General features: G+C 64.2%; 15 protein-coding genes. 12 read left to right on the top strand and 3 right to left on the bottom strand.

Features of this window, described 5'->3' with window-relative positions:
- Positions 1-16 precede the first annotated feature (16 nt).
- Both HV765_RS18570 and HV765_RS18565 read left to right on the top strand, forming a co-directional pair.
- Positions 17-817: a DsbC family protein gene (locus tag HV765_RS18570; protein WP_054421204.1), complete on the top strand. Its 801-nt coding sequence runs from the start codon at positions 17-19 to the stop codon at positions 815-817.
- Positions 818-881: 64 nt separating this feature from the next.
- On the top strand, positions 882-1838 hold the full coding sequence (locus HV765_RS18565) for a D-2-hydroxyacid dehydrogenase family protein (protein ID WP_175170577.1): 957 nt from the start codon (positions 882-884) through the stop codon (positions 1836-1838).
- Positions 1839-1914: 76 nt separating this feature from the next.
- On the opposite strand, the gene HV765_RS18560 is transcribed toward HV765_RS18565, so the two are convergent.
- On the bottom strand, positions 1915-2829 hold the full coding sequence (locus HV765_RS18560; RefSeq protein ID WP_175170576.1) for a LysR family transcriptional regulator: 915 nt from the start codon (positions 2827-2829) through the stop codon (positions 1915-1917).
- A 100-nt stretch (positions 2830-2929) separates the two neighbouring features.
- Between HV765_RS18560 and HV765_RS18555 the strand changes: the two genes are divergently transcribed.
- Positions 2930-3727: an alpha/beta fold hydrolase gene (locus tag HV765_RS18555; RefSeq protein ID WP_175170575.1), complete on the top strand. Its 798-nt coding sequence runs from the start codon at positions 2930-2932 to the stop codon at positions 3725-3727.
- A 103-nt stretch (positions 3728-3830) separates the two neighbouring features.
- Here HV765_RS18555 and ttcA read toward each other — a convergent pair whose 3' ends face one another.
- Both ttcA and folB read right to left on the bottom strand, forming a co-directional pair.
- Positions 3831-4799, bottom strand: a complete 969-nt coding sequence (gene ttcA, locus HV765_RS18550; protein ID WP_175170574.1) for a tRNA 2-thiocytidine(32) synthetase TtcA — start codon at positions 4797-4799, stop codon at positions 3831-3833.
- A 2-nt stretch (positions 4800-4801) separates the two neighbouring features.
- Positions 4802-5161 carry a dihydroneopterin aldolase gene (gene folB, locus HV765_RS18545; protein ID WP_006217044.1) on the bottom strand — a complete coding sequence of 120 codons (360 nt, stop codon included), beginning with the start codon at positions 5159-5161 and terminating at the stop codon, positions 4802-4804.
- Positions 5162-5283: 122 nt separating this feature from the next.
- Between folB and HV765_RS18540 the strand changes: the two genes are divergently transcribed.
- The 9 genes from HV765_RS18540 (at position 5284) to HV765_RS18500 (ending at position 14950) form a co-directional block, all read left to right on the top strand.
- The gene (locus tag HV765_RS18540; RefSeq protein ID WP_054421209.1) at positions 5284-6183 is read left to right on the top strand and encodes an NAD(P)/FAD-dependent oxidoreductase; all 900 of its coding nucleotides are present in this window, start codon (positions 5284-5286) and stop codon (positions 6181-6183) included.
- Positions 6184-6376: 193 nt separating this feature from the next.
- A complete protein-coding gene (locus tag HV765_RS18535; protein WP_175170573.1) occupies positions 6377-7345 on the top strand; it encodes a Bug family tripartite tricarboxylate transporter substrate binding protein in 969 nt (322 codons plus the stop codon).
- Positions 7346-8011 carry a 3-oxoacid CoA-transferase subunit A gene (locus tag HV765_RS18530; RefSeq protein WP_054421211.1) on the top strand — a complete coding sequence of 222 codons (666 nt, stop codon included), beginning with the start codon at positions 7346-7348 and terminating at the stop codon, positions 8009-8011.
- A gap of 1 nt (position 8012) precedes the next feature.
- Positions 8013-8738: a 3-oxoacid CoA-transferase subunit B gene (locus HV765_RS18525; RefSeq protein ID WP_175170572.1), complete on the top strand. Its 726-nt coding sequence runs from the start codon at positions 8013-8015 to the stop codon at positions 8736-8738.
- Between the two features lie 88 nt (positions 8739-8826).
- Complete coding sequence (locus HV765_RS18520; RefSeq protein ID WP_175170571.1) at positions 8827-9789, top strand: Bug family tripartite tricarboxylate transporter substrate binding protein; 963 nt, start codon at positions 8827-8829, stop codon at positions 9787-9789.
- A gap of 218 nt (positions 9790-10007) precedes the next feature.
- On the top strand, positions 10008-10547 hold the full coding sequence (locus HV765_RS18515; protein WP_054421214.1) for a fimbrial protein: 540 nt from the start codon (positions 10008-10010) through the stop codon (positions 10545-10547).
- Positions 10548-10603: 56 nt separating this feature from the next.
- Positions 10604-11341, top strand: a complete 738-nt coding sequence (locus HV765_RS18510; protein WP_175170570.1) for a fimbria/pilus periplasmic chaperone — start codon at positions 10604-10606, stop codon at positions 11339-11341.
- A 7-nt stretch (positions 11342-11348) separates the two neighbouring features.
- Positions 11349-14003 (top strand): fimbria/pilus outer membrane usher protein, encoded by a 2655-nt coding sequence (locus HV765_RS18505; RefSeq protein ID WP_175170569.1) that lies wholly within the window; start codon positions 11349-11351, stop codon positions 14001-14003.
- Complete coding sequence (locus HV765_RS18500) at positions 14000-14950, top strand: fimbrial protein (RefSeq protein WP_175170568.1); 951 nt, start codon at positions 14000-14002, stop codon at positions 14948-14950. The genes HV765_RS18505 and HV765_RS18500 overlap by 4 nt, the downstream gene beginning before the upstream one ends.
- Positions 14951-14957: the final 7 nt, after the last annotated feature.

Genomic DNA, 14957 nt, shown 5'->3' with positions numbered 1-14957 from the left:
AAGTACAGGAGTACAAATGAACTTCCGCATCTCCGCCACGCTGGCGGCATGTTTCCTGGCCGGTGGCCTGGGACTGACCGCCACCGCCCACGCGCAAGCGCCCGCCAAGGGTGACAAGGCCGTCTCCACGCAGTCCGTCGGACAGCCGGGCAAGGGCGAAAAAAGCGTGTCCACCACGCAGATCGACCCCGTGGCGGAGGCCGTGAAGGAACGTTTCCAGCAGCGCTTCACCGGCATGGACGTCACCACCGTGCGCCAAACGCCCTATGGCCTGTTCGAAGTCCAGTTGGGCATGGACCTGATCTATACGGACGAAAAGGTTACCTGGGTCATGGAAGGTCCGTTGATAGACGCGATGACCCGCCGCGACGTCACCCGTGAATCCCAGGAAAAGCTCAGCGCCGTCACGTTCGACCAGTTGCCGCTGGAACTTGCCATCAAGCAGGTCAAGGGCAATGGCGCGAAGAAGGTTGCGATCTTCGAAGACCCCAACTGCGGCTACTGCAAGCAATTGCGCCACACGATGGAAGAGCTGGACAACGTCACCGTGTACACCTTCATGTACCCGATTCTGTCGCCGGATTCCAAGACGAAGGTGCGTGACGTCTGGTGCGCCAAGGACCAGGGCAAAGCCTGGGACGACTGGATGGTGCGCGGCAAGAAGCCGGCTACCGCCAGCTGCGACGTGCCCGAAGACAAGCTGCTTGCCCTGGGCCAGCAACTGATGGTGCGCGGCACGCCCACCCTGTTCTTTGCCGATGGTTCGCGCGTCAGCGGCGCCATCCCGCTGGACCAACTCAAAGCCCGTTTGAACTGACCGGCGCCTCGCGCGCCGGCCGGGTGGCTGGCGCGGCAGGCGCCTCGCCACCCGGAGACATGACTTGAAAATCGCAATACTCGACGATTACCACGACGTAGCCCGGCGCTATGCAGATTGGACCTCGCTGGGCGGTGACGCCGAGGTGCAGATCTTCAACAACTTCATTCCGGCCGAACAGGTCGACGTCACGCTCGAATCTTTTGACGTGATCGTGGCGATGCGGGAACGTACGTCGTTCCCCGCCGAGCGCATCCGCGCGCTGCCCAAGCTGCGCCTGTTGATCACGACCGGCATGCGCAACAACGCCATCGACATGGCCGCCTGCACCGAGCAGGGCATCGTCGTGTGCGGCGCACCCGGCAGCGCCGACGCCAATACCGCCACCGCCGAACTGGCGTGGGCGCACATCCTGGGCCTGTTCAAGCATCTGACCACCGAAGACGCGGCGATGCGTCGCGGCATGTGGCAAACCGCCATGCCCGAGCCGCTGGCTGGCAAGCGGCTGGGTGTGTTGGGCCTGGGCAAGCTGGGCGCTGCCGTCGCCAAGGTGGGGCAGGCGTTCGGCATGGATGTCGTGGCCTGGAGCCCCAACCTGACCGACGAACGCGCCGAAGCGGCGGGCGTGAAGCGGGTCGACAAGCATGAACTCTTTGCCACGTCCGACGTGGTCAGCCTGCACCTGATTCTGTCTGACCGCAGCCGCCACGTGGTGGACGCGGCGGCGCTTGCCGCGATGAAGCCGACGGCCTATCTGGTGAACACATCGCGCGCCGGCCTGGTGGACCACGAAGCGCTGATGGACGCACTGGTCAAATTCCGCATCGCGGGCGCCGGCCTGGACGTCTATCCCGAAGAGCCGCTGTCGCCCACCGACACCGTGCGCGATCTGGACAACGTGATTCTGACGCCGCACCTGGGCTATGTCAGCCGCGAGAATTTCGAGGCGTTCTACCAGAACGCGCTGGACGCCGTGAAGGCGTTTCAGGCGGGCAAGCCGATTCGGGTGCTGAACGCGTAGCGGGGAGTCCGGGCTTGAACCCCGGACCCGCACCCGCATCACCGCGCGTATTATCCCCGGGGTATCACACGGCCCATCATCCACCCGGGCCGAATGCTCCACCGGTCGCGACGGCCTCCTCCAGATATTTCCATAAGCGATTCAGCACCGGCCCTTGCGGCCGGTCGCTGCGCCGCGCCGCCACCAGCGCTTCGATGCTGCCTGGCAGATGGCGGCTGGTGATGTCCAGCAGCCGCCCATCGCGCAATTCATCCTCGATCAAAAAGCGCGGCAGGTGGCCCCAGCCCATGCCTTGCAGGATGACCTCTTTTTTCATCTGCTGATCCGCCACCGTGCATTGGTGCGCGCCTTCGATCATGAAGTAATTGCGCGCGGGCGTGTGGCGCGCGGTGTCGCGCATGACGCACTGCGTGTAGTCGCGCAGCAAACGCGGCGTGATGGGTTGCTGGGCCGTCGCGGGCAGAAAGCCCGGCGCCACGACGGGCGTGAACGGCACCGCCAGCAAATCCAGGCACTCGATGCGGGACTCGCCGCCATCCACCCGGTGCAGGATCAGGTCGGCATCCCCGTCCAGCAAGCGTTCCACCGGCCCGCCCACCGCCTCGAAGTGCAGGTGCAGGCGCGTGGCCGGACACTGCGCGAAGAAGCGGCTCAGCAGACCCAGCATCTGCGGCCGTGGACACAGATCGCCAATCACCACATGCAGCTCGCTTTCCTCACCCATTGCCAATTGCGCGGCATGGGTGCGCAAGGCGTCCAGCTCGCGCAGCAAGCCTTGGGCGTGCCGGTGAAACGATTTGCCTGCCGGCGTGGGCCGCACGCGGTAGCCGCCGCGGTCGAACAGCGTCAGGTCCAGTTGGCGTTCCAGCTTGGCTACCGAGGCGAACACGGCGGGATGCGAGCGGTGCAGTGCAGCCGCCGCCGCCTGGAATCCGCCCAGGCGCACCACGGCGTCAAAGCACTGGAGGTCGTGCAGGGTGAAGTCGCTCATGTCTGCTTTTCCGACAAAGACTGTGCGAACTTTGTAATTTCTTCTTCAATCCGCCGCAACTACGCTGTGCATCATGTTCAACGCTCAAGGCGGATTCCTCATGCAAGCACGCTCCACGTTCACCACCGGCGATGGCGTCCGAATCGCCTACCAGATTGACGGCGGCGATCGTCTGCCCGTGCTGGTGTTATCGAATTCCATCGGCACCACGCTGCACATGTGGGACGGCCAGATCGACGCGCTGTCCCAACGCTTCCGGGTGCTGCGTTACGACACGCGCGGCCATGGCGCATCCGGCGTGCCGGCGGGCGCGTATTCAATGGACCGCCTGGGCCGCGACGTGATCGAGCTGCTCGACGCATTGGGCATTGCCCGCGCGCATTTTCTGGGGCTGTCGCTGGGCGGGTTCATCGGCCAGTGGCTGGGCGTGCATGCGCCCGAGCGCATTGACCATTTGATTCTGGCCAACACGTCTTCCTACCTGGGGCCCGCGCCACAATGGGACGCGCGCATCGCCGCGACCTTGCAGGCGCCGGACATGATGGACACCGCCGCGATGTTTCTGGGGAACTGGTTTCCGGCAGCCATGTTGAAAGCGGGCGGCCCGGTCATTGATCACTTCCGCACCATGCTGCTGGCGACGAACCCCCAAGGTCTTGCGGGCGCCTTCGCGGCAGTTCGGGATGCAGACTTGCGACGCACGATTGCCCTGATCAATCGCCCGACGCTGGTGATTGCCGGCCGCGACGATACGGTCACCGCCGCGAGCCATGGCGCACTGATCGCCGCCACGGTGCCGGGTGCGATGTGGGTGGAAATGCCCACCGTGCACTTGTCGAACATTGAACGGCCCGCAGAATTTGTGGACGCGGTGCTGTCGTTCTTGCCGCGGCCTTGAATCAATTCTGGCCATGAAAAAGAGAAGGGCCGCTGTGGGCGGCCCTTTCTCGTGACTTGCTTGCGTGGCCTGTTCTCCGAGTTTTGTCTCGGGGCCTGGCCTTTTACTGACGCGTGAACATCACTTTCTTTTCAACAATCGCACCCGGCTCCAACGCTTCGGGCGTGTCGCCGCAGGCTTCGTCCGCGTCGTCATCCGGGTCCACCGCGTCAAACGCCGTGTCGCCATTGGCGTCCGGCACGCCGGTGGGCTTTAAGCCCACGAAGTCGAACAGGTCGCGGTCCATCAAATGCGACGGCACCACGCGCGACAGCGCATTGAACACATTCCACGAACGGCCCGGATGCTGCTTGTCCCAATCCTTGATCATCCGGCCCACTTCCTTGCGCTTCAGGTTCTCCTGCGAGCCGCAGAGGTTGCACGGAATGATCGGGAATTGCTTCAGTTCGGCATACGCAATCAGGTCCGTTTCGGCCACATAAGCCAGCGGGCGGATCACCGTGTGGCGGCCGTCGTCGGACACGAGCTTGGGCGGCATGCCCTTGGCCTTGCCACCGTAGAACAGGTTCAGGAAGAACGTGGCCAGGATGTCGTCGCGGTGGTGGCCCAGCGCAATCTTGGTGGCGCCCAGCTCAGAGGCGACGCGGTACAGAATGCCGCGGCGCAAGCGCGAACAGAGCGAGCACATCGTCTTGCCTTCTTCCAGCACGCGGGTCACGATGGAATACGTGTCCTGCGTCTCGATGTGGAAGGGCACGCCCAGATCTTTCAGGTACTGGGGCAGGATATGGTCGGGAAAGCCCGGCTGCTTCTGGTCCAGGTTGACCGCGATCAGCTCAAACTTGAACGGCGCGCGCTTTTGCAGCTGGAGCAGGATGTCCAGCATCGCATAGGAATCCTTGCCGCCCGACAGGCAGACCATGACGCGGTCGCCTTCTCCGATCATGTTGTAGTCGGACAGGGCGCGCGTGGTTTCGCGCGCCAGACGCTTGGTCAGCTTGTTGCCTTCGTGGCGGGCTTTTTCTTCTGCTTCCGTGCGGAAGCGGATGCCAGGGGGAGCGATATCGTTCATGGTCAACGCGTGATCTGAATTTCCACGCCCACCGCCGCACAGTCGGAAAAGGCCATGGGCTTGCTGATGCGCAGGCGCAGCGAGCGGATTTCCTGGAAGTCGGCCAGCAGGCGCGCGGCAACTTGTTCGGACAGGGTTTCGATCAGGTTCACATGCGCCTGCGTGCATTCTTCAACGATGGCTTCGCGCAGGCGGCGGTAGTCCAGCACGCTGTGGATATCGTGGTCGTCGACCGAGCGCTGGATATCCACGTCGAATTCGGCGTCGACATGCAGGGGCTGGGTAGCGCGGCGCTCGTGCTCGAGAATGCCGATGCGGGCGTCGAGCGCAAGCCCGGAAAGGATGATGCGGCGTGTGGGCATGATGGAAACCTGGTGGGACAGCCGGAATTGTAAAGGGACAGCGGATCGGGGGCGGCGCGCTGGCTACAATTCGGCCATGTCCGGGCGCCCGAGAGACGCCGGCGCAGTCAATAAGGGGTGAAATGCAACAGTTGCACGATGCGGTCATTGTAGGCGGCGGGCCGGCGGGCGCTTCCTGCGCGCTCTGGCTGGCCAGACTTGGTTTGTCCCCATTATTGGTGGAAGCCAGCGCCCGCCTGGGCGGTTTAAGCAGTGACAACCCGTTTTCCGACGACTGGATCGCCGTCTTGCCCGGCGTGACCGGCCAGCAGGTGGCGGCCAATATCGACACCAGCGTGCGCGCGGCCAATGTGCCGCTGCGGCTGGAAACCCGCGTAACCCGCGTCTTGCCCTGCAAGGGCGGCATCCAGGCCACGCTGCACGGGCCGGATGGCGAAACGTCCGTGCGCGGCCGCACCTTGGTGATCGCCTCGGGCGTGCGCGCCAAAGGCCTGCCGGATCACCCGCCGGGCGCCAATTGGCCCGGCGTGCTGATCGGCCCGGGTTCGCCCATCGTCGCGCAGGACTATTCCGGTTTGTCGGTGGCCGTGCTGGGCGGCGGCGACAACGCGTTTGAGAATTACGTCTACGTGCGCAATCGCGGCGCGCGCGCCGTGCACCTGTACGCCCGCAGCGTCCGCGCGCAGCAGCAATGGGTGACGCGCGCCGGGCGGGATGGCGTGCGCATCGGCCCCTATACCGTCGACCCCGCGACCCGCAGCGTGGATGGCCGTCAATACGATCTGATCCTGGTCTTCTACGGCTGGGAACCGCAAGCCGCCTTCGCCGACAGCCTGCAATTGGCCCGCGACGAACGCGGCTATATCCGCACCGACTTCGCTACCGCCGAAACCAGCGTGCCCGACATTTATGCCGTGGGCGAAGTGGCGCACCGCATGCATCCTTGCGTGGTGACGTCGATGGCGGATGGCGTGGTCGCGGCCAAGGCCATCCAGCGCCGGTGGGAACGGGCCGCAGGGTAAGGCGAGGGCAGAGGCGGCGGTTGAAAGGGCCGCAGGGTAAGGCGAGGGCAGAGGCGGCGGTTGAAAGGGCGGGCCGACGCGCGTTCAGCTCAGGCGAAGCCTGACCTCCACATTGCAGAATAGGCATTTGCCAGCGCGGCGCACACACTCCTCCCACAAGTTGATCAATCAATGATCACGTCGGGAGACAAGCATGTTGCACTCGCATCGCTGGCTGGCTGCCGGCGCGATGGCCTTCGCCTTGGCGGGCCCCGCGCACGCCGCCTGGCCTGAACGGCCAATCACCCTCATCATTCCCGCCGCACCCGGCGGCACCACCGACATCGCTGCGCGGCTGATTGCCGACAAGCTGGGCGCCAAGCTTGGCCAGCAGGTCATCGTTGAGAACCGCGCGGGGGCCGCCGGCATCATCGGCGCGCAAACGCTGGCCCGCGCCAAGCCCGACGGCTACACGCTGCTGATGGGCAACATTGGCCCCAACGCCATCAACTACGCGCTGTACAAGACGCTGCCCTACAAGCCCGCGGACTTCGCACCCGTCACGCTGGTGATCTCGGTGCCTAACGTGCTGGTCGTGAATGAAGCGTCACCCGTGCGCTCGGTGGCGGACCTTCAGGCGCAGTCCAGGCGGGACCCGTCCAAGGTGTCGTTCGGAAGCTCCGGCGCCGGCCAATCGCCGCATCTGTCGGGCGAACTCTTCAAGCAACGCGCGGGGGTGGCCGGCACGCATATCCCGTACAAGGGCGCCGGCCCCGCCGTGGCCGCGCTGCTGGGCCAGCAGTTCACCTTCATGATCGACAACCTGCCCAGCTCCATGCCGTACATCCAGTCGGGCAAGCTGCGTGCGCTGGCCGTCACCAGCGAGCGGCGGCTGGCTGAATTGCCCGACGTGCCGACCATGGCCGAAGCCGGCGTGAAAGACATGGTGGTGACCGCCTGGTTCGGGCTCATCGCCCCGGCTGGCACGCCAGAAGACGTGGTCGGCAAGCTCTACGCCGCCACGCGCGATGTGGTGCAGAGCCCCGATATCTCCGACCGCTTCAAAGCCATGGGCGGGCGGGCAGGCGGCAACACGCCGGCCGAGTTCACGGCCTTCATCAACCAGGAACGCACCCGCTGGAAACAGATCGTGGACGCGGCCGGATTGGCGCAGGAGCAATAAGTGATCGACAAGATTCAAGCATCCATGGCCGACGCCATTGCCGTCATTCCCGATGGCGCGTCCGTGCTGGTGGGCGGGTTTGGCGAAGCGGGCGTGCCTTACGAGCTTTTGCATTGCCTGGCGGAATCGGGCCGGCGCGATCTCACCATCATTTCGAACAATGCGGGCACCTTCGAACGGGGCATCGCCGCGCTGCTGATTCGCAAGCAGGTCAGAAAGATCATCTGCTCGCATCCGCGTCCGCCCAATTCCGACGCCTTTGCGCGCGCCTACCGCGCGGGCGAAGTCGAACTGGAATGCGTGCCGCAAGGCACCTTGGCTGAACGCCTGCGCGCGGCCGGCGCGGGCCTGGGCCCGTTCTACACGCCCACGGGCTATGGCACCGAGCTGGCCGAGGGCCGCCGCCAGGAAGTGATCGACGGCGTGGGCTACGTGCTGGAACACCCCCTGCGCGCCGACTACGCGCTGATCCGTGCGCACTTGGGCGACCGCTGGGGCAACCTGATGTACCGGCACGCCGCGCGCAACTTCAATCCGGTGATGTGCATGGCCGCGGGCCACGCGATTGCGCAGGTGGACGAAGTGGTGCCGTTGGGCACGTTCGTGCCAGAGCAGGTCATGACGCAAGGCATCTTCGTGAAATCCGTGGTGCGGGTGGAGGCCTGACATGCAACACACACAAGGCACACAAGACACGCAACCCATCACGGGCCTGACCCGGCAACAGATCGCGCAGCTGCTGGCCAGCGATATCCCCGACGGCTCCATCGTCAACCTGGGTATCGGCATGCCCACGCTGGTGGGCGACTACCTTCCGCCCGACAAAGACATCCTGCTGCACAGCGAAAACGGCATCCTGGGCATGGGCCCCGCCGCCAGCGGCGAGCACGTGGACCCGGACCTGATCAACGCCAGCCGCCAGCCCATCACCTTGCTGGCCGGCGCATCCATCACCGAGCACACCATCTCGTTCGCGATGATGCGCGGCGGCCATCTGGACTACGCGGTGCTGGGCGCGTTTCAGGTGTCGGAAACGGGCGATCTTGCCAACTGGAAAACCGACGCCGCCGACGCCATTCCCGCCGTGGGCGGCGCCATGGACCTGGCGGTGGGCGCCAAGCAGGTGCTGGTCACGATGGAGCATCGCGGCCGTGACGGCACGCCCAAGGTGCTGCGCCAATGCACGTATCCGCTGACGGGCAAGGGCGTGGTCACGCGCATCTATACCGATTTGGCCGTGATTGATGTGACGCCAGAGGGGCTGAAGGTTCACGCCATGACGGCGGGCGTCAGCGCGGCGTATCTGCGTTCGGTCACGGATGCGCCGTTGAACTTCCCCGAGACACCGCGCGTGATCGTGCTGGATGCCGCCGGCGCGCCGCGTTACGCCTGACGGCGGGGGCATGGAGGCGCCCGCGCTCCGATCCCGCCCTTCGATCCCCGCCCCTTCGATTCCGGCCCTCGGGCCAAGGAGACTGCTGATGATCCGTTCCCTGCTGGCCGCAGCGTCGCTGTGCGTGTTGTCCATCGGCGCCGCGCAGGCCGCCCCGGTCTACCCCGACAAGCCCATCACCCTGCTGATTCCGTATCCGCCCGGAGGCAGCGCCGACATGCTGGCGCGTCCCTTGGGGGCGGAGCTGCAAAAGAAGTGGGGCCAGCCCGTGGTGCTGGAATACAAGCCGGGCGCGGGCGGGGCGATCGCGTCGGCTCAACTGGCGCGCGCCAAGCCCGATGGCTACACCTTGCTGATGGTGCTGGCGGCGCACGCCATCAACCCCAGCCTGTATCCGTCTTTGCCCTACGACACGCGCAAGGATTTTGCGCCGGTCTCGCTGGTGGCGACCTTGCCGATGCTGGTGGCCGCGCCATTGAATACGCCCGCCAACACGGTTCCCGAACTGATCGCCTACGCCAAGAGCCATCCCGGCAAACTCAGCTTCGCGTCTGCCGGCAACGGCAATACCAGCCATCTGGCCGCCGAAATGTTCAAGCACCAGACGGGCATCGACATGATGCATGTGCCGTACAAAGGCAGCGGCCCGGCGGTTGTCGCCTTGCTGGGCGGCGAAGTCTCGCTGATGTTCGACAGCATTTCCACATCGCTGCCCCAGGTGCAGGCCGGCAAGCTGAAGGCCATTGCCGTAACGGGCGAACGGCGTTCGCCTTTGCTGCCCGATGTGCCGACGGTGGCCGAAAGCGTGCCGGGCTTCGTGGTCAATGGCTGGTACGGCGTGTTGGCGCCTGCTGGCACGCCGCCTGATGTCGTCAACGCCCTGAGCCGGGGTATCGCGGACGCGGTAGCGCTGCCTGCCTTGAAGCAGCAGTTGGCGGGCTACGGATATGAAACGGTCGGCTCCACGCCCGCTGAATTTGCGGTGCATATCGACCATGAGTTGGGGGCATGGAAAGAGGCGGTAGAGGTGTCGGGAGCCAAGCTCAACTGATATTTCTGTAATGCCCTGCGCAGATGTGTTGTGCATCGTCCTCACCGCAGGGCCGCAAAATTTTCTTTGAGAAATTTCTCGTATTTCACGACCGACGGATTCGAAACAATGCTTCTGGTCCTCTGCTCTGATCAAGTGACGGCTTCGTCCTGATTCTGCGCGGCGGACCAAGGCGTGGCAGGTCGCCCGCCTTGGTGAGAAGTCAGTCGGAGAGTGCGGTGAATAAGAAGATTGTTGCGGCAGGCCTGGCATTGTCGTCATTGGTACTGTGCGGCAGTGCGTTGGCGGCGGATGTGAAGTTGGTGTTCAAGGGCGAGGTGTCTTCCTCCACCTGCAAAATCGAGGGCGTGGCCAGCGAAGGCGTCAAACAGGTGTCGCTTGACCCCGTCAGCGTCAGCGCTCTGGCTAACCAAAATGATGTCGCCGGCCGTAAGCTCGTCGAATTGAACCTGACTGGCTGCACGGGCAGCAAAGTGACAACGCGCTTTAACCGTGATTCGAACGTCGATCCTTCCACGGGCGCCTTGATCAACCAGGCGGCGTCCCAAGATGGCAAGGATGCTTCCAGCGCGCAGGTGCAGTTGCTGAACAGCAAATATCAGCCCATCAACCTGTTTACGGGCGATGGCGCTGAAACGGTCAGCATCGATGCTGGCACGGCAAAGCTCGAGTTCTACGCCCAGTACCTGGCCGCAACCGCAGCCACCACGGCGGGTCTCGTCCAGACCGAAGTGCTGCTGGACCTGATCTACGAATGAAGCCGGCTCCCCTTGAGCGCACGCTCAGGGGGCTTTCAGATTCCGCCAGCCGGGCCATGCTCCGCCATCTATGCGCGGCGCTATGCCTGGCTTGTGCGACCCTGCTGCCCCCTTCCGCCCAGTCCAACGTGGTGATCGGCGGCACGCGCATCATCTATCCCGCCCAAGAACGCGAAGTCACCTTGCGCTTGACCAACGACGGCGGCCAGCCAGCATTGGTGCAGGCCTGGATCGACGACGGCGACGCGAACTCCACCCCGGATGAAGTGAACGTGCCGTTCATGATCATGCCGCCGCTTGCGCGCATCAACCCGGGCAAGGGCCAGACGCTGCGCATCGCCTATGCGCCGTCATCTGGCGTGCCTTCCGACCGCGAATCCGTTTTCTGGATGAACGTGCTCGACGTCCCGCCGCTGCCGGGCGCACAAGTGGCGAACCACATGCAGCTGGCCTTCCGCAGCCGCATCAAGCTGTTCTTCCGCCCGATGGGCCTGCCCGGCACGGTGGGCGAGGCAGCCGCGCAGTTGCAATGGCGCATCGTGCAAGGCAGCAACGGCCCGACGCTGCAAGTGCGCAATGACAGCGCTTTTCATGTGTCATTGACCACCGTCGAACTGACGCTGCAGAATGGGCGCGCCCTGCCGGTGCCGAGCCGCATGCTGGCCCCAAAGTCCGTAACGGAACTGGGCGGCGGAAAACTGCCGAACGCGGCGGGCGCCAAGGGCGCCGTAGTGTTCGAATGGATCAACGACTACGGCGCCACGGTTCGGCGCGAAAGTCGCCTTGATTCTTAGCGGCGTCATGTTCCGCCGTCTACGCATCGGCCATTGGCTTCTACTTGGGTCCGGTTTGGCAAGCGCAGCGGCCCAGGCCAGCGAGTCTGTCGAATTCAACCCCGCATTCTTTGGCAGCCGCCGAGGGCAAACGGTGGACTTGTCGCGCTTCCAGCGCGGCAATTCCCTGGAGCCGGGTGTCTACCAATTGGACCTGTACCTGAACGGAAACCGGGTGGGCCGTGAGCAGATCTATGTCAAGGCCATGCCGCCGCCCACGTCCCCGGGCCAGCCGGCGGTGCAGCCCTGTCTGCCGGCCAAGGTCTATGAGCGGCTGGGGGTCAACCTGGCAATGTTGGCCACGCCCTCGGGCGCTGTGGAGCAGGAAACTGATTGCCTGGGCGTCGACAGCCTGCCGCCCGCGAGCCAATTCGATGTCGATTTGGGTGACCTGCGCGCCGATCTTTCCATTGCTCAGCTCTACCTGAAGTCGGTGGCGCGCGGTTACGTGCCGCCGGAAGAATGGGACTCGGGCGTGGATGCCGGCTTTCTGGGATACGGGCTTAACCTGTCGTCCAACCGTGTCGGCAATCGCACGCAACGCCGCTTCTACAGCAGCGCGAACGCGGGCCTCAATCTGGGCGAGTGGCGCTTTCGGCATAACGGCTCTTTCAGCTATACCGACGACCCCGGCGCATCCGAGCGCAGCCGCTATCAGGCATTGAGCACCTACGTGCAGCGCGATGTGACGGCGGCCAGTGCGCAACTGACCCTGGGTCAGTTCTACACGCCGGGCAATCTCTTTGACAGCGTGCCGTACACCGGCGTCCAGCTCAGCAGCGACGAACGCATGCTGCCGGACTCGATGCGCGGCTTTGCACCGGTGGTGCGCGGCGTGGCCGACACCACAGCCAAAGTCAGCGTGCGCCAGGGCAACAACCTGCTATACGAAACCACGGTATCGCCCGGGCCATTTGCCATCGACGATCTGTACAACACCGGTTACGCGGGCGATCTTGACGTCACGATCACCGAAGCGGATGGGCGCAGCAAGCACTTCGTGGTGCCTTATGCGTCGGTAGCGCAGTTGCTGCGCCCCGGCAGTTCGCGCTTCAGCGTGACGGGCGGCCGGTATCGCGACGACGCCCTCAGTACGCCGCCCGCGTTTGTGCAGGGCACGTATCAGCGTGGCCTGTCCGATACGGTGACGGGCTATGGCGGCGTCATCGCGGCGCAGCAGTATCGGGCAATTCAGGCCGGCGTGGCGGTGAGTACGCCGCTGGGGGCGTTGGCGGCGGATCTGACGCAGTCGCACGCAACGGGTCTGGGCGGGCGATGGGGGCAGTTGAACGACCTGTCGCGTGACTCGGAAAATGACGCGGCAACCCGCGTTGCAGACAACCCTGCCGGCAGCTCTTCAAGCGGGCGCAGCGTGCGGCTAAGTTATAGCAAGCTGCTTGAGCCCACTTCCACAAACTTCAGCGTGATGGCGTATCGGTTTTCAAGCGAGGGCTATCTGGGCTTTGGGGAATTCGCACGGGCGCGTGAATCGCGCGGCGCATGGGCATACGGCGGCAAAGAGCGCAGCCGGTTCCAATTCAATGTCAGCCAACCCTTGGGCGATGGCTGGGGGCACGTGACGCTATCTGGCATTGCGCAGAACTACTGGAACCGCAACCGCCGCGATACGAGCTACTACACCAGCTACTCCAACGGCTACGCATGGGGCAGTGTCACGATCAGCATGTCGCGCACGCGCGACGAGCGCGGCCGCTTCGGTAATCAGTATTTGCTAAGCCTGAGCCTGCCATTGGGACGCGGCGCGAATGCGGCGTATCTCAGCACATCCATGAATCTTGAAGGCAACGGCAAGCGCAGCGCCAACGCGTCTGTCAGCGGGTCCGCAGGCGATACGGGGCAGTTCGGCTATGGCGTTTACGGATCGTATGACCGCACGAACGGCCAGGGCAGTGGCAACCAGGGCGGCAGCCTGCGCTACGACACCGCGCACGCCAACTACACGCTGTCTGGCAGCGGCGGCACGGGCGGCAGCGGCGGTAGCAGCTATCGCCAATTCGGCGCAGGCATGCGCGGGACCTTGATCGCCCACGCGGGAGGCATCAACGCGACCCAGGCCCAAGGCGAAACCATGGCGGTGCTTGAAGCACCCGATGCCCATGGCGCCGGAATTGTCTCGGGTTCGCGTGGCCGCATCGGTCGTAATGGATACGGCGTCGTGGCGGGCCTGATGCCCTACCGCCGCAATGAAGTCGCGCTTGATCCCAAAGGCACGTCGCGAGATGTCGAATTGGCAATGACGTCGCAGCAAGTATCACCGCGCGCGGGCGCGATCGTGTTGTTGCGCTATCCCACCGTGGCGGGCCGGCCCATCCTGTTGAAACTGGTGCGCGACAACGGCGCAACCATTCCCATGGGCGCCGAAGTCATCATCCCGGGCATGGATGCCATCACCCTGGTGGGTCAGGGCGGCCGGGCTTTCGTGCGTGGCTTGCAGGGGCAAGGGCAACTGGCGGTCAAGTGGGGAGAACAGGCCGATCAGCAATGTCAGGCCATCTATCAGGTCGACGAGCAAACGGCGTCCGAAGACGCGCATTACTACCCGCAGCTGGAGTTGCCATGCACGCCAGTCCAACCATCGTCACGACAGGATTCGGCATCATGAAAACAACCTTGCGACTCGCGGCCTTCGGGTTTGCATTGTTGATGTTCGCGGGCCGTCCAGCGTGGGCGGCATGCACTGGTGAGTCCCTGTCTACGACCATTACCGCGCAGAATCTGCAAGAAATGAAACCGCCGCGAGACGCGCTGGTGGGCAGCACGATCTACACGAAATTCATCGACGAGGGCATTGGCTATCTTCGCTGCACCACCAACGGCGAGTGGTTCGCGTATGGTTTGCAACCGGGCGCGAAGGCGGTGCCGGGCTACGAACACGTGTATGAGTCCGGCATTCCGGGTATCGGCATGCGGATATTCTGGACGCACGAGGGCGGGGTCTACATGAACTACCCGGGACATCGGCACCGGATCAGAAACTGGCAGTATTACCCGCCGCAGAAGTTCGTGTTTGAACTCATCAAGATCGGCCCGATCAAATCCGGCGTGTCCTTCGCGCATCGCGCTGAAGTCTATTACGGTGCGTTGCGCAGCAATATGGTGGACTTCAGCAACGTGGCTTACGAGGCCAGCAGCATTGGTTGCACGGTCAGCGAGAAAACGGTAGAGGTGGAGCTCCTGACGATCAACAACCGTCACCTGGGTCATCGCGGCGCCACGGCCGCGGACAAGGCGTTTGACATCAAGCTGGAATGCGATCAAGGCGTCAAGGTGGCCTATCGGATCGATGCGGACGGCACGCCCGAACACGTCATCAAGAACGCCCAAGGGGGCGATATGGCGCGGGGCGTTGGCGTGCAATTGCTGCAGGGCGAACTCGGCAGCAATGTCATCCAACCGCTTGCGACCCGCACTGAATTCACGACCGCCGTGACGACGGTTGACAAGGAACAGCTGACGATCCCGCTGGTGGCGCGGTACTACCAAACCGATGACACACTGGTGGCGGGGCACGTCAACGCTACCGCCACCGTGACGCTGTTCTACGAATAAGGACCCG

Source organism: Achromobacter kerstersii (genome assembly GCF_902859595.1).
GTDB classification, from domain to species: Bacteria; Pseudomonadota; Gammaproteobacteria; order Burkholderiales; family Burkholderiaceae_B; genus Achromobacter; species Achromobacter kerstersii.
The sequence above is the reverse complement of the archived record's forward strand: the minus strand, read 5'-3'. Positions and strand labels throughout refer to the sequence as shown.

What these genes read in the sequence shown, in the direction of transcription:
- HV765_RS18505 (WP_175170569.1), top strand. Translation starts at nt 11,349, where the DNA reads ATGTTCCGCCGTCTACGCATCGGCCATTGGCTTCTACTTGGGTCCGGT.
- ttcA (WP_175170574.1), bottom strand. Translation starts at nt 4,799, where the DNA reads ATGAACGATATCGCTCCCCCTGGCATCCGCTTCCGCACGGAAGCAGAA.
- HV765_RS18540 (WP_054421209.1), top strand. Translation starts at nt 5,284, where the DNA reads ATGCAACAGTTGCACGATGCGGTCATTGTAGGCGGCGGGCCGGCGGGC.
- HV765_RS18510 (WP_175170570.1), top strand. Translation starts at nt 10,604, where the DNA reads ATGCTCCGCCATCTATGCGCGGCGCTATGCCTGGCTTGTGCGACCCTG.
- HV765_RS18520 (WP_175170571.1), top strand. Translation starts at nt 8,827, where the DNA reads ATGATCCGTTCCCTGCTGGCCGCAGCGTCGCTGTGCGTGTTGTCCATC.
- folB (WP_006217044.1), bottom strand. Translation starts at nt 5,161, where the DNA reads ATGCCCACACGCCGCATCATCCTTTCCGGGCTTGCGCTCGACGCCCGC.
- HV765_RS18555 (WP_175170575.1), top strand. Translation starts at nt 2,930, where the DNA reads ATGCAAGCACGCTCCACGTTCACCACCGGCGATGGCGTCCGAATCGCC.
- HV765_RS18535 (WP_175170573.1), top strand. Translation starts at nt 6,377, where the DNA reads ATGTTGCACTCGCATCGCTGGCTGGCTGCCGGCGCGATGGCCTTCGCC.
- HV765_RS18525 (WP_175170572.1), top strand. Translation starts at nt 8,013, where the DNA reads ATGCAACACACACAAGGCACACAAGACACGCAACCCATCACGGGCCTG.
- HV765_RS18560 (WP_175170576.1), bottom strand. Translation starts at nt 2,829, where the DNA reads ATGAGCGACTTCACCCTGCACGACCTCCAGTGCTTTGACGCCGTGGTG.
- HV765_RS18570 (WP_054421204.1), top strand. Translation starts at nt 17, where the DNA reads ATGAACTTCCGCATCTCCGCCACGCTGGCGGCATGTTTCCTGGCCGGT.
- HV765_RS18500 (WP_175170568.1), top strand. Translation starts at nt 14,000, where the DNA reads ATGAAAACAACCTTGCGACTCGCGGCCTTCGGGTTTGCATTGTTGATG.